Below are 13,688 nucleotides of genomic sequence, written 5' to 3' on the forward strand. Positions count from 1 at the left end.
ATGCAAACAACTGTAGAAGAAGAGTTATTTTGTGTTAATCACCCCAAAGAGGCGACGCTCTTACGCTGCTCGAAATGTTTGAACCCCATTTGTGGGCGTTGCGCGGTGCGTACGCCCGTTGGTTGGCGCTGCCCCGATTGCACTGGCGCGGTCGCTGGCCGCACTGGCTATTATGTGCCAACCTTGCTCAGCCAAGTTACCAAGCAACAATATCTCAAAACGGTTGCTGCGATGCTTGGGGTGGCGATTCTTGGTGGGATTGCTTGGGGCCAATTTCGCTTGGTTGGCGGCTGGGGTGATTGGAGTTTTTGGTTTGTGTTTGCAATTAGCCTGGTGAGCGGCGAAGTCGTTGGCCGCCTCTCCAACGAGCGGCGCAATCCGCAACTGATGTGGATTGCAGGCGCAGGTGTCGTGCTGGCTGCAATCGTCGCGTTGCTTTGGACGTTGGGCGTGAGCAACGAACTTGCGCCAAGCCAATGGACGCTCTATCTTGGCGAATCAATTTCGCGGCGTTACCTTGGCCTGACCTTGCCAAATGGATTTTTTGTGGTGTTGGGAGCGCTCTTTGCTGCTCAACGAGTCCGTGAGTAACATGCATCAATTATCATTAATCAGCTACCCAGAAGTGCTGGCAGTCGCCCGTTTGGATGTTGGCGAATCATGGCCTGAATGGGCCATGCAAAGCCCGTTTGTAAGCATAAGCCGCACCAGCGACGAACTTTCAATAGTTTGTGAAAGCCAGTTTTTGCCCGCAGCCGTGCATGCCGAGCGCAATTGGCGTGGCTTGCGGGTTGCAGGCAGCTTAGATTTTAGTCAAGTCGGGATTTTGGCCAGTTTAGCAGCGCCGCTAGCTCAAGCCCAGATCAGTATTTTTGTGTTATCAACCTACGATACCGATTATCTTTTGCTTCGCGAGCACGAATTTGGCGAAGCTGTGGCAGTCTTGACGGCGGCTGGGCATACGATTAGCTGAACCGTGGAGCTGAAGGATTTGAGCTATGCCGACGACTGAGGCGTTGGTACGGGCACGCGCTGAGTTGGAATGTATTCAAGAGTTTGGCCAAGTTATTCATCGCACCCGCGATCGCTTTGTGATTTACGAAGCGTTTTATTATTTGCTTGAGCAGGTTGTGCCAATTGATCATGGCACGATCAGCTTTTTTGATCAGCAACAAGCCTTGCGCCATGTGTATGTGATTGCCCATCGGCGCGGCAGTTTTGCTGATGAGCCAGTCACGATTAAGCCGCATACACCGAGCGCCTGGATTTTGCGCCATAAAAAGCCGCTGCTGTTTGACGATATTTATAACGCTAGCCATAGCGACATCAACCTTGAGCATGCCTTGGGCGCTGACTTTCATCATGCCAGTTGTAGCTGGCTGGGCTTGCCAATTATCCTTGGCAGCCAAGTTTTGGGCTTGGTCACGATTCAACATCACGAATTGGCGGCCTATGGCGAGCGTGAATTGCAGCTTTTGCAAACCCTCAGTTTAATGCTTGCCACCACGATTAATCAGATTCAGCGTATCGAAGAATTGGAAGTTTTGCGGTTGGCCTTGAGTGCCCCGACGATTCCGGTTGATCAACATTTATGGATTGTGCCCGTAATTGGGCGTGTTGATCAGCAGCGGCTCATCATTCTACAAACGATTCTTTTGGGCCATGTCGAACGCCAGCGTATTCGCTATGTCGTGCTCGATTTAACTGGCATGCGCTCATTCGACCCGCAAGCAACGGGCTTGTTCAACAAATTAATCGGCGCTTTGCGCTTGTTGGGTGCAACCTGCATCATTAGCGGGGTGCAAGCTGAAAATAGCGCAGTGCTTAGCCCAATTCTCAGCCAACATAACGTGGTGGTTGTGCGCGATGTGCAGCAAAGTTTGCGCTATCTCAAGCGCCAAATTTGAGTGAGGTGTGTATGAGTGTGTATGAAGGGAGCCGTCATCATCAGCCAGTTGCCCAAACAATTGTGGCGATTCACGAATTGATTCGGGCAATTTTGCTGCCACGTGATTTGGCTGATGTATGTCGCACCATTTTTCAGCAATTGCATAACGTCTTGCAATTCGATGCTGGCTTTATCGAGCACTATCAGCCCAAAACCGATACCATGCAAACAATCTACTCGATTGATGGGGACATTGAGAAAACCGAGCCGTATACCTGGGATTATCGGCGCTCCAAAGTGGTGGCTTGGATTATTGCCAACCGCCAATTGATCCGTTTTGATGATTTGCATGAAGATTTGAGCAAACGATTTAGCGTCGAAAATACCCGCAGCTTTGGCCAAGCAGAAAAACGCTCGCGGGCTTGGATGAGCGTGCCCTTGCTGATTGGCGATGCTTTTATTGGGGTTTTGAATATTCAAAGTTACCAAGCGGCCTTGTATGGCGAGTTTGAAGAAGCCTTGTTGACCACGGTTGCTAGCTCGGTGGCCTTGGCCCTCGATAACGCCCAAGTTCTGGCTGAGCTAGAGCTTGAAGTCAGCGAGCTTGATATTCCGCGCATTCCGCTTTCCGATGATGTGTTGATCGTGCCATTAATTGGCGTGCTTGATCTCTTACGTTGGGAACAGCTGACCCAGACAATTCTTGAAACCTTGCGTGAGCGTGGTTGTGAGCATGTGTTGCTTGATGGCAGCGGCCTGCTGACCTTCGATCCCGATGCAATTCAAGCGATTAGCACGATTGTCAAAGCAATTGAACTGATCGGGGCCAAAAGTATGCTAATTGGCTTGCGCCCAAGTTTGATCGAAGGCCTGATTCGGGCTGGGATTCATCTCAAGAATATTCGCACCGCCCGCGATTTGCCCATGGGCTTGGCGATGTTGGGCATTCGCTAATTAGCGAAGGTTATTGATAAGTATGCCCATTCCAAGCCCGACAATGAGCGTACCCAAGCCAGTCCAAGTTGCGATTGCGATTAGTGGCCAGTGCCACGCATGAATGAGGATGGTGCGTAGTTGCCTCCATTGAAAGTAACTAATGCCAGTTGAAATTATCAGGAACATGGTAAAAACGATCCATAGATAATTTATCGATGGAGGTGGGTCTGAGCGTTGCATAATCGATATGATAATCACGGATACTACCAAAAATGCTGCGCCAAGCCCACTTACTGCACTCTCTGCAACCCATGATTTAACCGCTACTTGCTGATACAAGGCAGCCCGTTGAATGATACTGGCAACGCCGATGCTCAGAAAGAGCGGGAAACCGAGCAATATCGCAATCGCTTGCACTCCTGCCACATTAAACGAGAGCTTCTCGACAAATTGCTGTAATCCGTTGCGTACTGTATGTGAAATAAGCGCCATTACAAACGTGCCTAAGAGCATACTCACGCAACCTATGCTAAACGCTAAAACGTTGTATCCAACCCAACGTCGCCACCGCTGCGGCGCATTGATCTTGCTGACAATGCTTGCTGGCACGCTATAGCCAATTGTTGGGCTGCTGCCTGCTGATGCTGGCAATTGGCGATGCTGAACTGATGCTTGTAGTTGTTCAGGCATGTGCTGCTCCCTGCAGCTAGCCTTCGAATAATGTTCTTAGGATGCCGATTAAAATACAGAGGATCGGCACGATGATACAACTGGCCATAATTGCTAAAATGAAATAGCCAATCCCACAGCCCCAGCGTTTAATTTGCCGGCCTCGGGCATTAGGGATTGCTGGCACAAAATAACCGAGTTGCGGATAGTTGTTGGGATTTGGGCGTTGATGATAGGGATATGGATGGCGACCATATTCATAGGGGTCGCTGATTGTGATGATTGGTTCTTGGCTATCGATGTTGATAATTGGTTGCGCTGGCTCAATTGGGCTTGGTTCTTCGCTCATCTGATTCCCCTTTTGGCTATTTCCCGCTGATAGCTTTTAGCGCATAAATAATGCCACCCCCAAGCACCAGTGTGCCGATGCCTGTCCAGATGCCGATGCTTATGAGTATCCACAACCATGCGCGATTGGTTGTTTTGCGCAGTTCAAGCCATTGCACCCAACTAATAATGCTAGAGATAAGCGCAAAGCTCTGAAATACAAAGAATGTATAGTCGCCAAGCGAGGGAAATGTGATTGGCAGTTTATAATAAATCCAAGCAAGCACGCCAACTGTGCCAACGGTTGCGCTGTTGGTGAGCCACGTTGATCGATTAATGCCATCGCCAACGACCGACCATTGCAGCAAACTTGCAGCATAGATGCTTACGAATGCAGGCACTCCGACCACAAAAATGAGGCTAAAACCCTCGGATATTGGTGCTTGGGTGGGCGATGCACTGCTGTCGAAAGCGCCAAAAATGAAAATACAGCCAACCACCAATATGGCAAAGATTAAGCAGCTCAGCCCAAACGCGAAACAATGAATCGCAATCCATCCATCCACGTTATTCGAATCATCCTGCGCTGCTAGCTGAACCGATGGCACGTGATATGTCGGTGTGGTTTGATTAAGTGGCGATTGCGTTTCTTCGCTCATCGGTTACTCCTTCGGCTAGTGGCGCATTAAATTGCGGAGCCAAAAGCCCAAGCCAGCCCCCCAAATCAAGCTGCCTAGAGTTGTCCAGCTAAGCGTGGTGATTAATGCCCATTGCCAAGCATTATCAACCAACTGGCGGATTCCGCGCCATTGAAGCCAACTAATTGCGCTTGAAGTACACCCAAAAATAAAGAAAATAGCCCAGATATAGCCGGCGAGGGTTGTTTGCTCGTGCTTGGTCAGAATGAAATACGTAATCCCAACAAAGCTCAATGTTCCCAGCGTTGCACTATTCAGGGTCCAAAATAGCCGCTTGAAACGATGATTAATAGCCAGACTTTGCAGCAAACTGGCAATCAAGATCGTGATAAACACAGGAATTATGAGGATGACCCATAGGTTGGGTTGTAGTGCGCGCTGGCCGTTGATCAGTGGCAGTTGCACATTGGTCGATCCAATACTGAAGATGAGCGCAAGGTTGAGCGCCGGATAGATGATGCTGCTGATGAAAAATGCTAAGCAATTTATGCCCAGCCAAGCGAGCCAGTGGCGTGGTTGCTTATGGGCTGCACGCTGGGCCGATGGCACGTGATAGGTCGGTGTTGTTTGGTTAAGTGGCACTTGCGGTTCTTCACTCATTTGCTCAACTCCTTACCAATCACTCAATGGCGCTAACAATTGCCCAATCCCAAAGCCAATCACGAGGGTTCCTAAAATAGTCCATGTCAGCGTCGTCACGACGATCCATTGCCATGCTTGATCAATGGTCTTACGCAGTTCAAGCCATTGCACTACGCTAATTAGGCAGGAAGTAAATCCAAAAGCCAGCAAAATAAACAACGCACTATTAATTGGAAATAGAAACAGGGCCAGTGTGCTAGCGATCAAGGCGCTTGTGCCAACGGTTGCGCTTTTGATGCTCCAGCTTGGCCACTTGATTCCCCGAGTGACGACCCATTGCAGCATACTTGCCAGATAAATCGTGATGAAGATTGGCAGCCCAACGCTGGCTAGCAACATCAGGCCTTGGGCTAGTTGATTTCGAGGTTTGGCTAGATCAATATTCAATCCATCCAATCCAAACAGTACAGCGATTGCAAACAGTGGCAAGAGCAGACAACTTACGATAAAGGCAAAACAATTAATCCCAATCCAGCGGTTTCTGCGGCTTGCTTGATTCCGCTCAGGCAAGCGCGTGCTTGGAACCTGATAGCCTTGGGGCGAATTTGCTCGCGCTGCTTGGTCATCTGAATTGGTCAGCGTGTCTTGCTCCATCATAGTAGCAACACCAAGGCAAGGAGCAGGCTGCCAAGTAGGAAGCTCATGCTGCTCCAGGTTAAACCGCTGATCCAAACCCAATCGCGCGGATATTCGACAACAGCTTGAATTTCAAGCCCTTGAATTAATGCTGTACCAAACGAGGTTATGCTAAAAACGATCAATAAGAAAATAATCAGCGTGAAACCGTAATGCTGGTTGAGGCTTTGGAGGCTAAACTGGGCCAAAAAGATACTTGTTGGTAGCAGCAGCCCAGCTGTCAAGGCCGATTTGACGACCCAAGGCCTGCGTGGGATCGCAGTACCAAAGGCTGTATGTTGAATCATGGCGACGGGAATAGCAGTTAATGTTGCCATGATTCCCAAACCGAGCATAAAAAATAAGTTATTGTCGCTGTCTAGCTGGTCAAATATCAACGGATGCATGTTTTGGATGAAAGCAGCAATGATCACAATAATTGGAAAGAGTATGATTGCGCCAAAGCAAGCTACGCCATTAACTGCGACCCAGCGTTTCCAACGATTTGGCTGATTGAGGTTGGTTAGCGGCGCAGTTGGCACACGATACCCTTGGGCCGAATCGGTATGTGCTAGCTGCTGAGGATTCATCGATGGTTCGAGCATAAAAACCTCTCTTCTCTCCTTATAGGTTTACTGATTAATCCGGTGCGCTGGGTTTCCGCTCTCTGTAGCCGAGGAAACCCAGCAGCGATCGCGTTCGAGATTTGGCGGCTGGTTAGATTTCGCCTGCAAGTGCCATCGCAAAGAAGCCAACCATGCCACCAACCACTAACCCACCAAGGATTGTCCATGTTAGCCCAGTCGTGATCAGCCATTGCATTGGCCGATTGGCAACCTCTTGGACTTCAAAATATTGCACAAAGGCGGTACCAAACGCGGTCACAGCAAAAATAAAGGTTACCATGAGCATATAAATCAAAAAATTGCCTTCGCTAATTGGCAATATCTGAAGTAGCTCTACACTGAGAAAGGTGCTGAGCGGCAGTAAAATGCCAACCGCGAGCGCTGTTTTGCCAACCCATGGCCACAACGAAACTTTACTATGCAAAGCCCCACGTTGAATTAAGGCCACAACTGCGGCAGTAATCGCGCCCGATAAACCATAAAGCACGTAGCCAATCAAACCTCTATTGTCTAAATCATTAAAGTTTTGAAAATTTGGATTTGAATCGATGTAATCGGCGGCAATGATCATAACTAGGATAACAAAAAGGCTCACAAAGATCATCGATGAGATAAAAAAGCCGAGCATGTTCATGCCAACCCAGCGCGTCCCGCGGTCGGGTGCATTAATATCTGCAATAAATTGTGGTGGCCCCATATATCCAGGATTGCCGTAGACGACTGGCTGTTGATAGCCATAGGGCGCTTGCGGCTGGCCATAACCTTGTTGTTGATAGCCCTGTGGTTGGCCATAGGGCGCTTGCGGTTGGCCATAGTTTTGTTGGCCATACGGCGCTTGTTGTTGATAGCCCTGTGGTTGGTAGCCTTGTTGCTGACCATAACCATAAGGTGCTGGATTCGCTGGCAATTCTTGGCTTGACCCATCAAAGGCCCGCGTTACTTGGGGCTGAAGGGCTTGAGTTGGAATTGGTTGGTCTAGGTTGGCTGGATGTATCGGTGTGGTTGGGGGAATCCGATCTGACATAAACACATCTCCTGAAAATCAATCAGCGCGTTGCGCAGGCTTGAATTTGGAATAAAAGGCCTAGGAATTGTAGCACTAATGCAATGACGCATGCCTACGAGGTTAGATAGATGCTGCCACCGAGTATGCATGCAATGCCTGTCCAGGTTAACACTGTGATTTTTACCCAATCATTAGGTCGGTGGGCGATTTTTTTAACTTCGGACAGTTGGGCCATTGCGGTTGCCAATGCAATCAGCCCAATGCAGGCAATGAAATATAGCATGCTGATTAAACTGGTGTTTTTTTGAAATAATGATTGTGGTTGAAGCATAAAGATAAAGATCGCTAAGCTTGCCCAACTCATGAGGGTTACAATTAAACCAGTTTTTAATAGCCATGGCCAGAATGAAACACGTTTGTCCAATCCATCGCGTTGGGCGATAGCGCAGACCATTGCACTCAAGCCAATGATTGCCCCTGGTATCCCAATTGAAAGCATTGGATTCAGCTTTGGTTTATTGATCCAATCAAGGTTAACGGGCTCATACATGGCGACCATGAGTATGCAAATCACGAAGCCATAGAACACTGCAAAAGCGACCATGAAGGCCAGTACGTTATAGCCAAACCAGCGCCACCAGCGTGTGGGCTGCTTCACGTTTTGGCTTGGAACCTGATACTTTAGCGTTTGATTATCCAGCTGTTGGTGGATCTTTGCAGCATTTAATTGGGTGTTTTCTGACTGATCTGCCATCGTTCTCTCCTCTGCATATGCCAACGAGCGCCCTCAGGACGCTCGTTGGTTTGTTTGCTTAACGTGGATTATGCCTATGGATAGCGGGGTGGTGCAATTGTCACGCCTGCTGGTGGCTTGACTCCCGGCCCATACAAATAGAAATCTTCCCACGGGTAGTAGCGGGTAAAGAAGCGTTCGCGGTTGGTTGCGCCATTGGCATTGGTCACCACGCGATACATCGTCACATCCATGCCTGCCCGACCATGGACAAGTTGCTCAACTGCTCCACGGCGCATGGTTTTGTCGTATTGCCAAACCGGTTTGCCTGGTTGTTGCTCGTTGGAGTAGGTTGGGCCTTCCATGCTGGCGCGCCGGCCATCGCCGTAGCCCCACAACGTGAAGGTTACCCGCCCTGCGCTGGTATCGGTATCCGTCCACATGAAAATATCGGTGCCTAAATCGTTCTTCCAGCGGAAATCAACCTCTGGCACGAATACGGTTGCATCGAAGCCCAAAATATTTTCGTAGTAGTAGACGATGTAGCTATGGCCATAGCGCTCGACAATTGGCAAGCCGCTGTTGAAGACCGCCCGATACATGGTGGTTGAGACTTGACATAAACCGCCACCAACCACTTTTTCGAGCTTTCCATTGACAATAGCGTAGCCATCGGTAAAGCCAGCTTCTTCAGAAACATCGCCAACATTTTGGTTGAACGAGAATACTTGGCCAGCTTTGACCGTAATGCCTTTGAAGCGATCAGCCGAGCGTTTGATGTTATTAATCCGTTCGGCGTTCGAGCCGCGATAGTAGGTCGTTGCCCCGCCAAGTTTTTGCACTTCGCGGGCTGGCTTCAGCAAATTTTGATCAATGCCCATGCGGGTGATGTATTGCTTGCCCAACAACCCTTGTTGAATTTCCCACTTGGTGCCAGCGTGCTCTGGATGCCATTCCATGCGGGCACGTTCAAAATATTGCACCGTATAGGTTTGGCCATCTTCGGCGTTAACTTCGGAAAACTCTTCGCTAATTGGGTAGCCAAAGGTGTACAAGCCACCATGGTTGGTCCAGTAATCGCGGAAGCCGCCGCCTAATGAGTGCCCCGACTCAGGATAGAACGTTGCGCCTTCGTAGCTTGGGCCGGTGCGCCACACAAATGGCTCTTCAGCTTCGCGACCTTCGGCGGCAACCGCGCCTAAACGGGTGGCCAAAATATAATAATCGGTATCCTTATTTTCAGGGTGTATTTCCAAGCGGGCGCGCTCGAAATATTGCACCTGAAACCCATTCTCCCAAATCACTTCGGTTAATGGCAAGCCAAACACTTCAAGATCGCCTTGGCGCTCGTAGAAGCGTTTTACATCAAACGAGATGTTGTGGCCAGTTGCCGGAAAATAGCGATATGGCTCCCATGCGGTTGTTTGTTGGGCCTGCACGGCAGCGCTAACTGGAGCTGTTGGTACTGCTGGGGCAAGCCCAAACAGTGCCAATCCCAAGACCAGTGACGGTACAATCCGCCAACGTTGACCTGGCATAGTTCTATTCTCCCAATTGCTTAGTAATTCAGTATTAGGCCATTGTACGCGTCAGTTAAGCTTGCGTCAATGGTGAGAATTGCTAATTGATGGCTGGTTACCCCAATCGTAATTGTATTTGCTGAGCTTCAAAACCTGCCATGGCTCAACCCGTTGGACTCCTGGCAAGGGTGCAATATGGTCAGCCAACAGGTCTAATAACTCATCGGTGGAGCGCAACCATGCTTCTAATACAACATCATAGCTGCCCAAGGTCAGGCCCACAAAATGCACATTTGGCAAATTGCATAAGGCTTGCTCAATCTGGCGTTGATAAGCACGATCGATTTGCATGCCGATGATTGCCACCACTTGATAGCCTAAAGCATAGGGCGAAGCAACTGCCACAATCTTAATCAAACCGTCTTCGACCAAGCGCTCAATGCGGCGGCGCACGGTTGGCTCGCTGCTGCCAACTTTGCTGGCAATCGCCCGATTGGGGAGTCGGGCATCGGTTTGCAAGACTTCTAAAATGGCATGATCAAGCTCGTCCATTGTCATAACGTATTCCTCCAATGTGGACTGACGAAACACACTCTTTGGGGTTTGGCACAATGACGTTTTTCGTCAGCATTTTGTTCCCAAATTTGTTAGGATCATTACATACCACTGATGTAATGATTAATTCAGGCTATGCGACGCTGCATGAACTTGATTAATACCCATGTTTAGGAGTTTTACAATGGCTTGGTTTTATTTAGTCGTGGCAGGCATGTTGGAAATTGGTTGGGCGCTTGGCTTGAAATATAGTGAAGGGCTGACCAAACTTGGCCCAAGCATTGCGACTGGTGTGATGTTGATTGGTAGTATGGCCTTGTTGGCAATGGCCTTGCGCGATTTGCCCTTAGGCACAGCCTATGCAATTTGGACGGGTATTGGCACTGCTGGCACGGCAATCTTGGGCATTTGGCTGTTTGGTGAATCGGCCCAGCCTTTGCGCTTGGCATGTTTGGTGATGATCGTTGCAGGCATTATCGGGCTTAAATTGTTGGGTGGCAAACCTGCCTAATCTGAATAATTTAGGTGTGGAACGTCCCCTCACCCCCCAACCCCCTCTCCCACGAAAACGCGGGCGAGGGGGCGTTTTCGTTTTAGCCACGAATCGTCGCAAAACCATGGATTTAAAGCCCCTCGCCCACAGCGTGGGAGAGGGGTTGGGGTGAGGGAATAAACCCCTACCCAGGTTAAAGTTTCAGCAGAATATTGGCACTTAGCCATGCAAATGCACGGTTAGGCATGTTCCTTCGCCAACCACACTAGCGACATCGAGCGTGCCACCAAGTTCTCCGGCGCGCTCCGACATACTGGTTAGCCCCAAATGCCGCCCGCTGCGCTCCAATAAATCTGGGTCAAAGCCACAACCATTATCTTTTACCATCAAGGTTGTCGATTTGCTGGCAAAGCTGAAGCTGACCCGCACATTGGTTGCTTGGGCATGACGCAGCGCATTTGAAATCGCTTCTTGAGCAATTCGATACAAGCCCGCGGCGTGGGCTGGGCTGAGCACCGAATCTTCGCCCTCACACTCCAAATTAATGGCCACATCTTGGGCATTCAAGCTGGCAATATGTTCATGCAGCGATTTGATAATGCCATGTTCTTGCAACGGCGTTGGCCGCAATTGCAGCAGCAACTCGCGCATTTCGCCAAGCGATTGATGCGCTGCAGCCTTCAAGCGATCGATTTGGGTGGCAGCCCTCACTGGGTTGCGCTCGACTTGGGCGCGCGCTGCTTCCGCCGTCAAGGTCATGCTAAACAGGGTTTGGGTAACAGAATCGTGCAATTCACGCGCCAAACGTGAGCGCTCTTCTGCTTGGGCCGCCCGCCGAGCTTGATCATACAAGCGGGCTTGCTCAATCGCGATTGCCGCTGAGGTCGCCAAGCCTTCGGCCAAAACCAATTGCTGCGGCCCAAACGGGGCATCGCGATCAGGCGTTGCCACTAAGACAACCCCTAAAACTTGATCCTTGATGCTCAGTGGCAAGGCCAACAAGGTTTGGTATGGAATCGTAGGCGAAACCGCATGAATGACTCTCGCGCAGCCTTGCTTGATTACTTTGGCCAAGGTTGGCTCGTTGCTCAGCGAGGTTGGGTTGGCCCAGCGCATGCGCAGATAATTGTGGTCGCCCATTGCGCCAGCTTGGGGAGTCAAGCGCTCGCCCTGTTCATCAAGCAACAATACCAACACATCTTCAGCATGCAAGGCTTCGCCAATCGCGGCGGCGGCGCGTAGCAACACTTCGGGCAAGTGCAAGGTCGAGCCAACCGTGCGCGTCATTTCCAAAAGCAAAGCCATTTCGGTGGCCCGTCGTTCTGCTGCCGCAAATAAATGCGAATTATGCAAGGCCAAGGCTGCTTGATTGGCAAAATTGGCAACTAAGTGGCCATCATCGGCGGTGTAGGCGTTTTCGCGATGGCTATCGATCGTCAAGATTCCAACCGTGCGTTCGCCAACGCGCAACGCAACCCCAATCCATGAACGAATTGGCCCGGGCTGCATCACAAACGATGGATCTTTGCGCACATCGCCCAACACCACTGGCCCAGGCGAGCCAACCACCCGCCGCGCTAGTTCATTTTCGGGCACTGAAATCCGCAAATCATAGACTTCATTGTTCATGCCACGGGCGGCAATCACTTGCAACTCATCATCTTCAAGTTGTTGTACCGAAGCGCTATCAAAGGTAACCACCCGTTCAAGTTGGCGCAGAATACAAGCCAGCACTTCATCGCGATCAAGCGTGGCGTTCAAGGCAACTGAAACTTCGTTCAAGGCCGTTAGTTGGGCCACATACGAACGAGTATCATCGAGCAAGGTTTGCAATTGATTGGTCGATTGATCGCGCTCAGCTGTACGTTCGTCGATGCGGCGTTGTAAGCGTTGATGCGATTGTTGCAAATCTTCGTAGGCCCGTTCGAGCGTGGCATAATCAGTTTGGATGCTGTTATATTCGCTATCGAGGGCGCTATGCGCTTGAGCCAGCACCGTGCGTTCGCGTTCGGTGCGTTGAATGCTCGTCCACGCTTGGCCCAGCAACAGGCCCAATGAACCAAGCGTAATCAATAATGCCAGCCAGTGTGGAGCAATCCAGAGCCAGCCAACCCCAATAAATACGCCAAGCGTTGCCAAGCCAAAGCTCATGGCTGGGGTTAATCGGGGTTGTGGGGTTGGTCGTGCTTGATTGGTTGGTGCATCAAGAACACGCATAACTGGCTCCTTACTATGGTTAATCATGGCGTTGAATCGCCAAAAATGCTTGTTCAACTTGGCGGCGGGTATCCGCGAGCGAACCGCTATTATCAATTACAACATCAGCATGGGCGATTTTATCGGCCTGACTATTTTGAGCATTAATCCGGAGCAAGGCTTCGGCTTCACTCATTCCACGGTGTTCGATCAAACGAGCCAGTTGGCTGGCTGGGTCGGCGCTCACCACCCAAACTGCATCACACATGGCCGGATAGCCACTTTCGATCAATTTAATTGCATCGATCACGACGACCTTGGTTTGCAATTGTTGTTGGGTTTCCAGCCAAGCCAGAATATATTGGCGCACTGCTGGATGCACCAAGGCTTCCAAACGCCGCAATTGGGCTTGATCGGCAAAAACGATTTGGCCAAGGGCTTGGCGATTAATTGGCTGGCCCAACGTTTGGTTTTGCACAATCGCTAGGCCAAAGGCTTCAACGATTGGCAGATAGGCGCTGCCGTCAGGCGCTTGCACCTGATGCACCACCGCATCAGCATCACAAACCGCTGCGCCGAATTCTTGCAGCATCGCCACAACCGTGCTTTTGCCACATGCAATATTGCCAGTTAAGCCAATTCGATACATACAAGCCCTTATACAAGGATGAATTATGAATTATGAAGGATGAAGTTTTTAACCACGAAGGACACGAAGAGCACTAAGACTGCTATTAACAATGTTGAATGCCAAAATCTGAACTTTTTAGCGTCCTTCGCGCTC

At 50.0% G+C, this 13,688-nt stretch carries 17 protein-coding genes; 5 read left to right on the top strand and 12 right to left on the bottom strand.

Features of this window, described 5'->3' with window-relative positions; all coding sequences use genetic code 11:
• The 4 genes from ACFMKP_RS17280 to ACFMKP_RS17295 are packed head-to-tail and all read left to right on the top strand — an operon-like array spanning position 1 to position 2,842.
• Positions 1-591: a hypothetical protein gene (locus ACFMKP_RS17280; protein ID WP_382293519.1), complete on the top strand. Its 591-nt coding sequence runs from the start codon at positions 1-3 to the stop codon at positions 589-591.
• Between the two features lies 1 nt (position 592).
• Positions 593-973: an ACT domain-containing protein gene (locus ACFMKP_RS17285; protein ID WP_382293521.1), complete on the top strand. Its 381-nt coding sequence runs from the start codon at positions 593-595 to the stop codon at positions 971-973.
• 25 nt (positions 974-998) lie between these two features.
• Positions 999-1,907 (top strand): GAF domain-containing protein, encoded by a 909-nt coding sequence (locus tag ACFMKP_RS17290; protein ID WP_382293523.1) that lies wholly within the window; start codon positions 999-1,001, stop codon positions 1,905-1,907.
• An 11-nt stretch (positions 1,908-1,918) separates the two neighbouring features.
• On the top strand, positions 1,919-2,842 hold the full coding sequence (locus tag ACFMKP_RS17295) for a GAF domain-containing protein (protein WP_382293525.1): 924 nt from the start codon (positions 1,919-1,921) through the stop codon (positions 2,840-2,842).
• Here the strand turns inward: ACFMKP_RS17295 and ACFMKP_RS17300 are convergent, their stop codons facing one another.
• From ACFMKP_RS17300 to ACFMKP_RS17345, 10 genes are all read right to left on the bottom strand, one after another.
• On the bottom strand, positions 2,843-3,514 hold the full coding sequence (locus ACFMKP_RS17300; protein WP_382293527.1) for a hypothetical protein: 672 nt from the start codon (positions 3,512-3,514) through the stop codon (positions 2,843-2,845).
• 16 nt (positions 3,515-3,530) lie between these two features.
• On the bottom strand, positions 3,531-3,842 hold the full coding sequence (locus tag ACFMKP_RS17305; protein WP_382293529.1) for a hypothetical protein: 312 nt from the start codon (positions 3,840-3,842) through the stop codon (positions 3,531-3,533).
• 16 nt (positions 3,843-3,858) lie between these two features.
• Positions 3,859-4,479 (bottom strand): hypothetical protein, encoded by a 621-nt coding sequence (locus tag ACFMKP_RS17310; protein WP_382293531.1) that lies wholly within the window; start codon positions 4,477-4,479, stop codon positions 3,859-3,861.
• A 15-nt stretch (positions 4,480-4,494) separates the two neighbouring features.
• Positions 4,495-5,118 carry a hypothetical protein gene (locus ACFMKP_RS17315; protein WP_382293532.1) on the bottom strand — a complete coding sequence of 208 codons (624 nt, stop codon included), beginning with the start codon at positions 5,116-5,118 and terminating at the stop codon, positions 4,495-4,497.
• A 12-nt stretch (positions 5,119-5,130) separates the two neighbouring features.
• Positions 5,131-5,757 (bottom strand): hypothetical protein, encoded by a 627-nt coding sequence (locus ACFMKP_RS17320; protein WP_382293534.1) that lies wholly within the window; start codon positions 5,755-5,757, stop codon positions 5,131-5,133.
• Positions 5,754-6,380, bottom strand: coding sequence for a hypothetical protein (locus tag ACFMKP_RS17325; protein WP_382293536.1), 627 nt, complete (start codon positions 6,378-6,380; stop codon positions 5,754-5,756). Before ACFMKP_RS17325 ends, ACFMKP_RS17320 begins: the two co-directional genes overlap by 4 nt.
• Positions 6,381-6,492: 112 nt before the next feature.
• The gene (locus tag ACFMKP_RS17330; protein ID WP_382293538.1) at positions 6,493-7,425 is read right to left on the bottom strand and encodes a hypothetical protein; all 933 of its coding nucleotides are present in this window, start codon (positions 7,423-7,425) and stop codon (positions 6,493-6,495) included.
• Positions 7,426-7,519: 94 nt separating this feature from the next.
• Positions 7,520-8,161: a hypothetical protein gene (locus ACFMKP_RS17335; RefSeq protein WP_382293540.1), complete on the bottom strand. Its 642-nt coding sequence runs from the start codon at positions 8,159-8,161 to the stop codon at positions 7,520-7,522.
• A 74-nt stretch (positions 8,162-8,235) separates the two neighbouring features.
• Positions 8,236-9,678: a VanW family protein gene (locus ACFMKP_RS17340; protein ID WP_382293542.1), complete on the bottom strand. Its 1,443-nt coding sequence runs from the start codon at positions 9,676-9,678 to the stop codon at positions 8,236-8,238.
• A 66-nt stretch (positions 9,679-9,744) separates the two neighbouring features.
• Positions 9,745-10,218, bottom strand: coding sequence for an Lrp/AsnC family transcriptional regulator (locus ACFMKP_RS17345; protein ID WP_054534220.1), 474 nt, complete (start codon positions 10,216-10,218; stop codon positions 9,745-9,747).
• A gap of 181 nt (positions 10,219-10,399) precedes the next feature.
• Here ACFMKP_RS17345 and sugE point away from each other — a divergent pair, with 181 nt between their 5' ends.
• The gene (gene sugE / locus ACFMKP_RS17350; RefSeq protein WP_204754217.1) at positions 10,400-10,726 is read left to right on the top strand and encodes a quaternary ammonium compound efflux SMR transporter SugE; all 327 of its coding nucleotides are present in this window, start codon (positions 10,400-10,402) and stop codon (positions 10,724-10,726) included.
• A gap of 201 nt (positions 10,727-10,927) precedes the next feature.
• Here sugE and ACFMKP_RS17355 read toward each other — a convergent pair whose 3' ends face one another.
• Both ACFMKP_RS17355 and coaE read right to left on the bottom strand, forming a co-directional pair.
• Positions 10,928-12,925 carry a GAF domain-containing protein gene (locus tag ACFMKP_RS17355; protein WP_382293545.1) on the bottom strand — a complete coding sequence of 666 codons (1,998 nt, stop codon included), beginning with the start codon at positions 12,923-12,925 and terminating at the stop codon, positions 10,928-10,930.
• A 19-nt stretch (positions 12,926-12,944) separates the two neighbouring features.
• The gene (gene coaE, locus ACFMKP_RS17360) at positions 12,945-13,553 is read right to left on the bottom strand and encodes a dephospho-CoA kinase (RefSeq protein ID WP_382293547.1); all 609 of its coding nucleotides are present in this window, start codon (positions 13,551-13,553) and stop codon (positions 12,945-12,947) included.
• Positions 13,554-13,688 lie beyond the last annotated feature (135 nt).

Origin of the sequence: Herpetosiphon sp. NSE202, assembly GCF_042688385.1 — a bacterium.
In the GTDB taxonomy this organism is placed as follows: Bacteria; Chloroflexota; Chloroflexia; order Chloroflexales; family Herpetosiphonaceae; genus Herpetosiphon.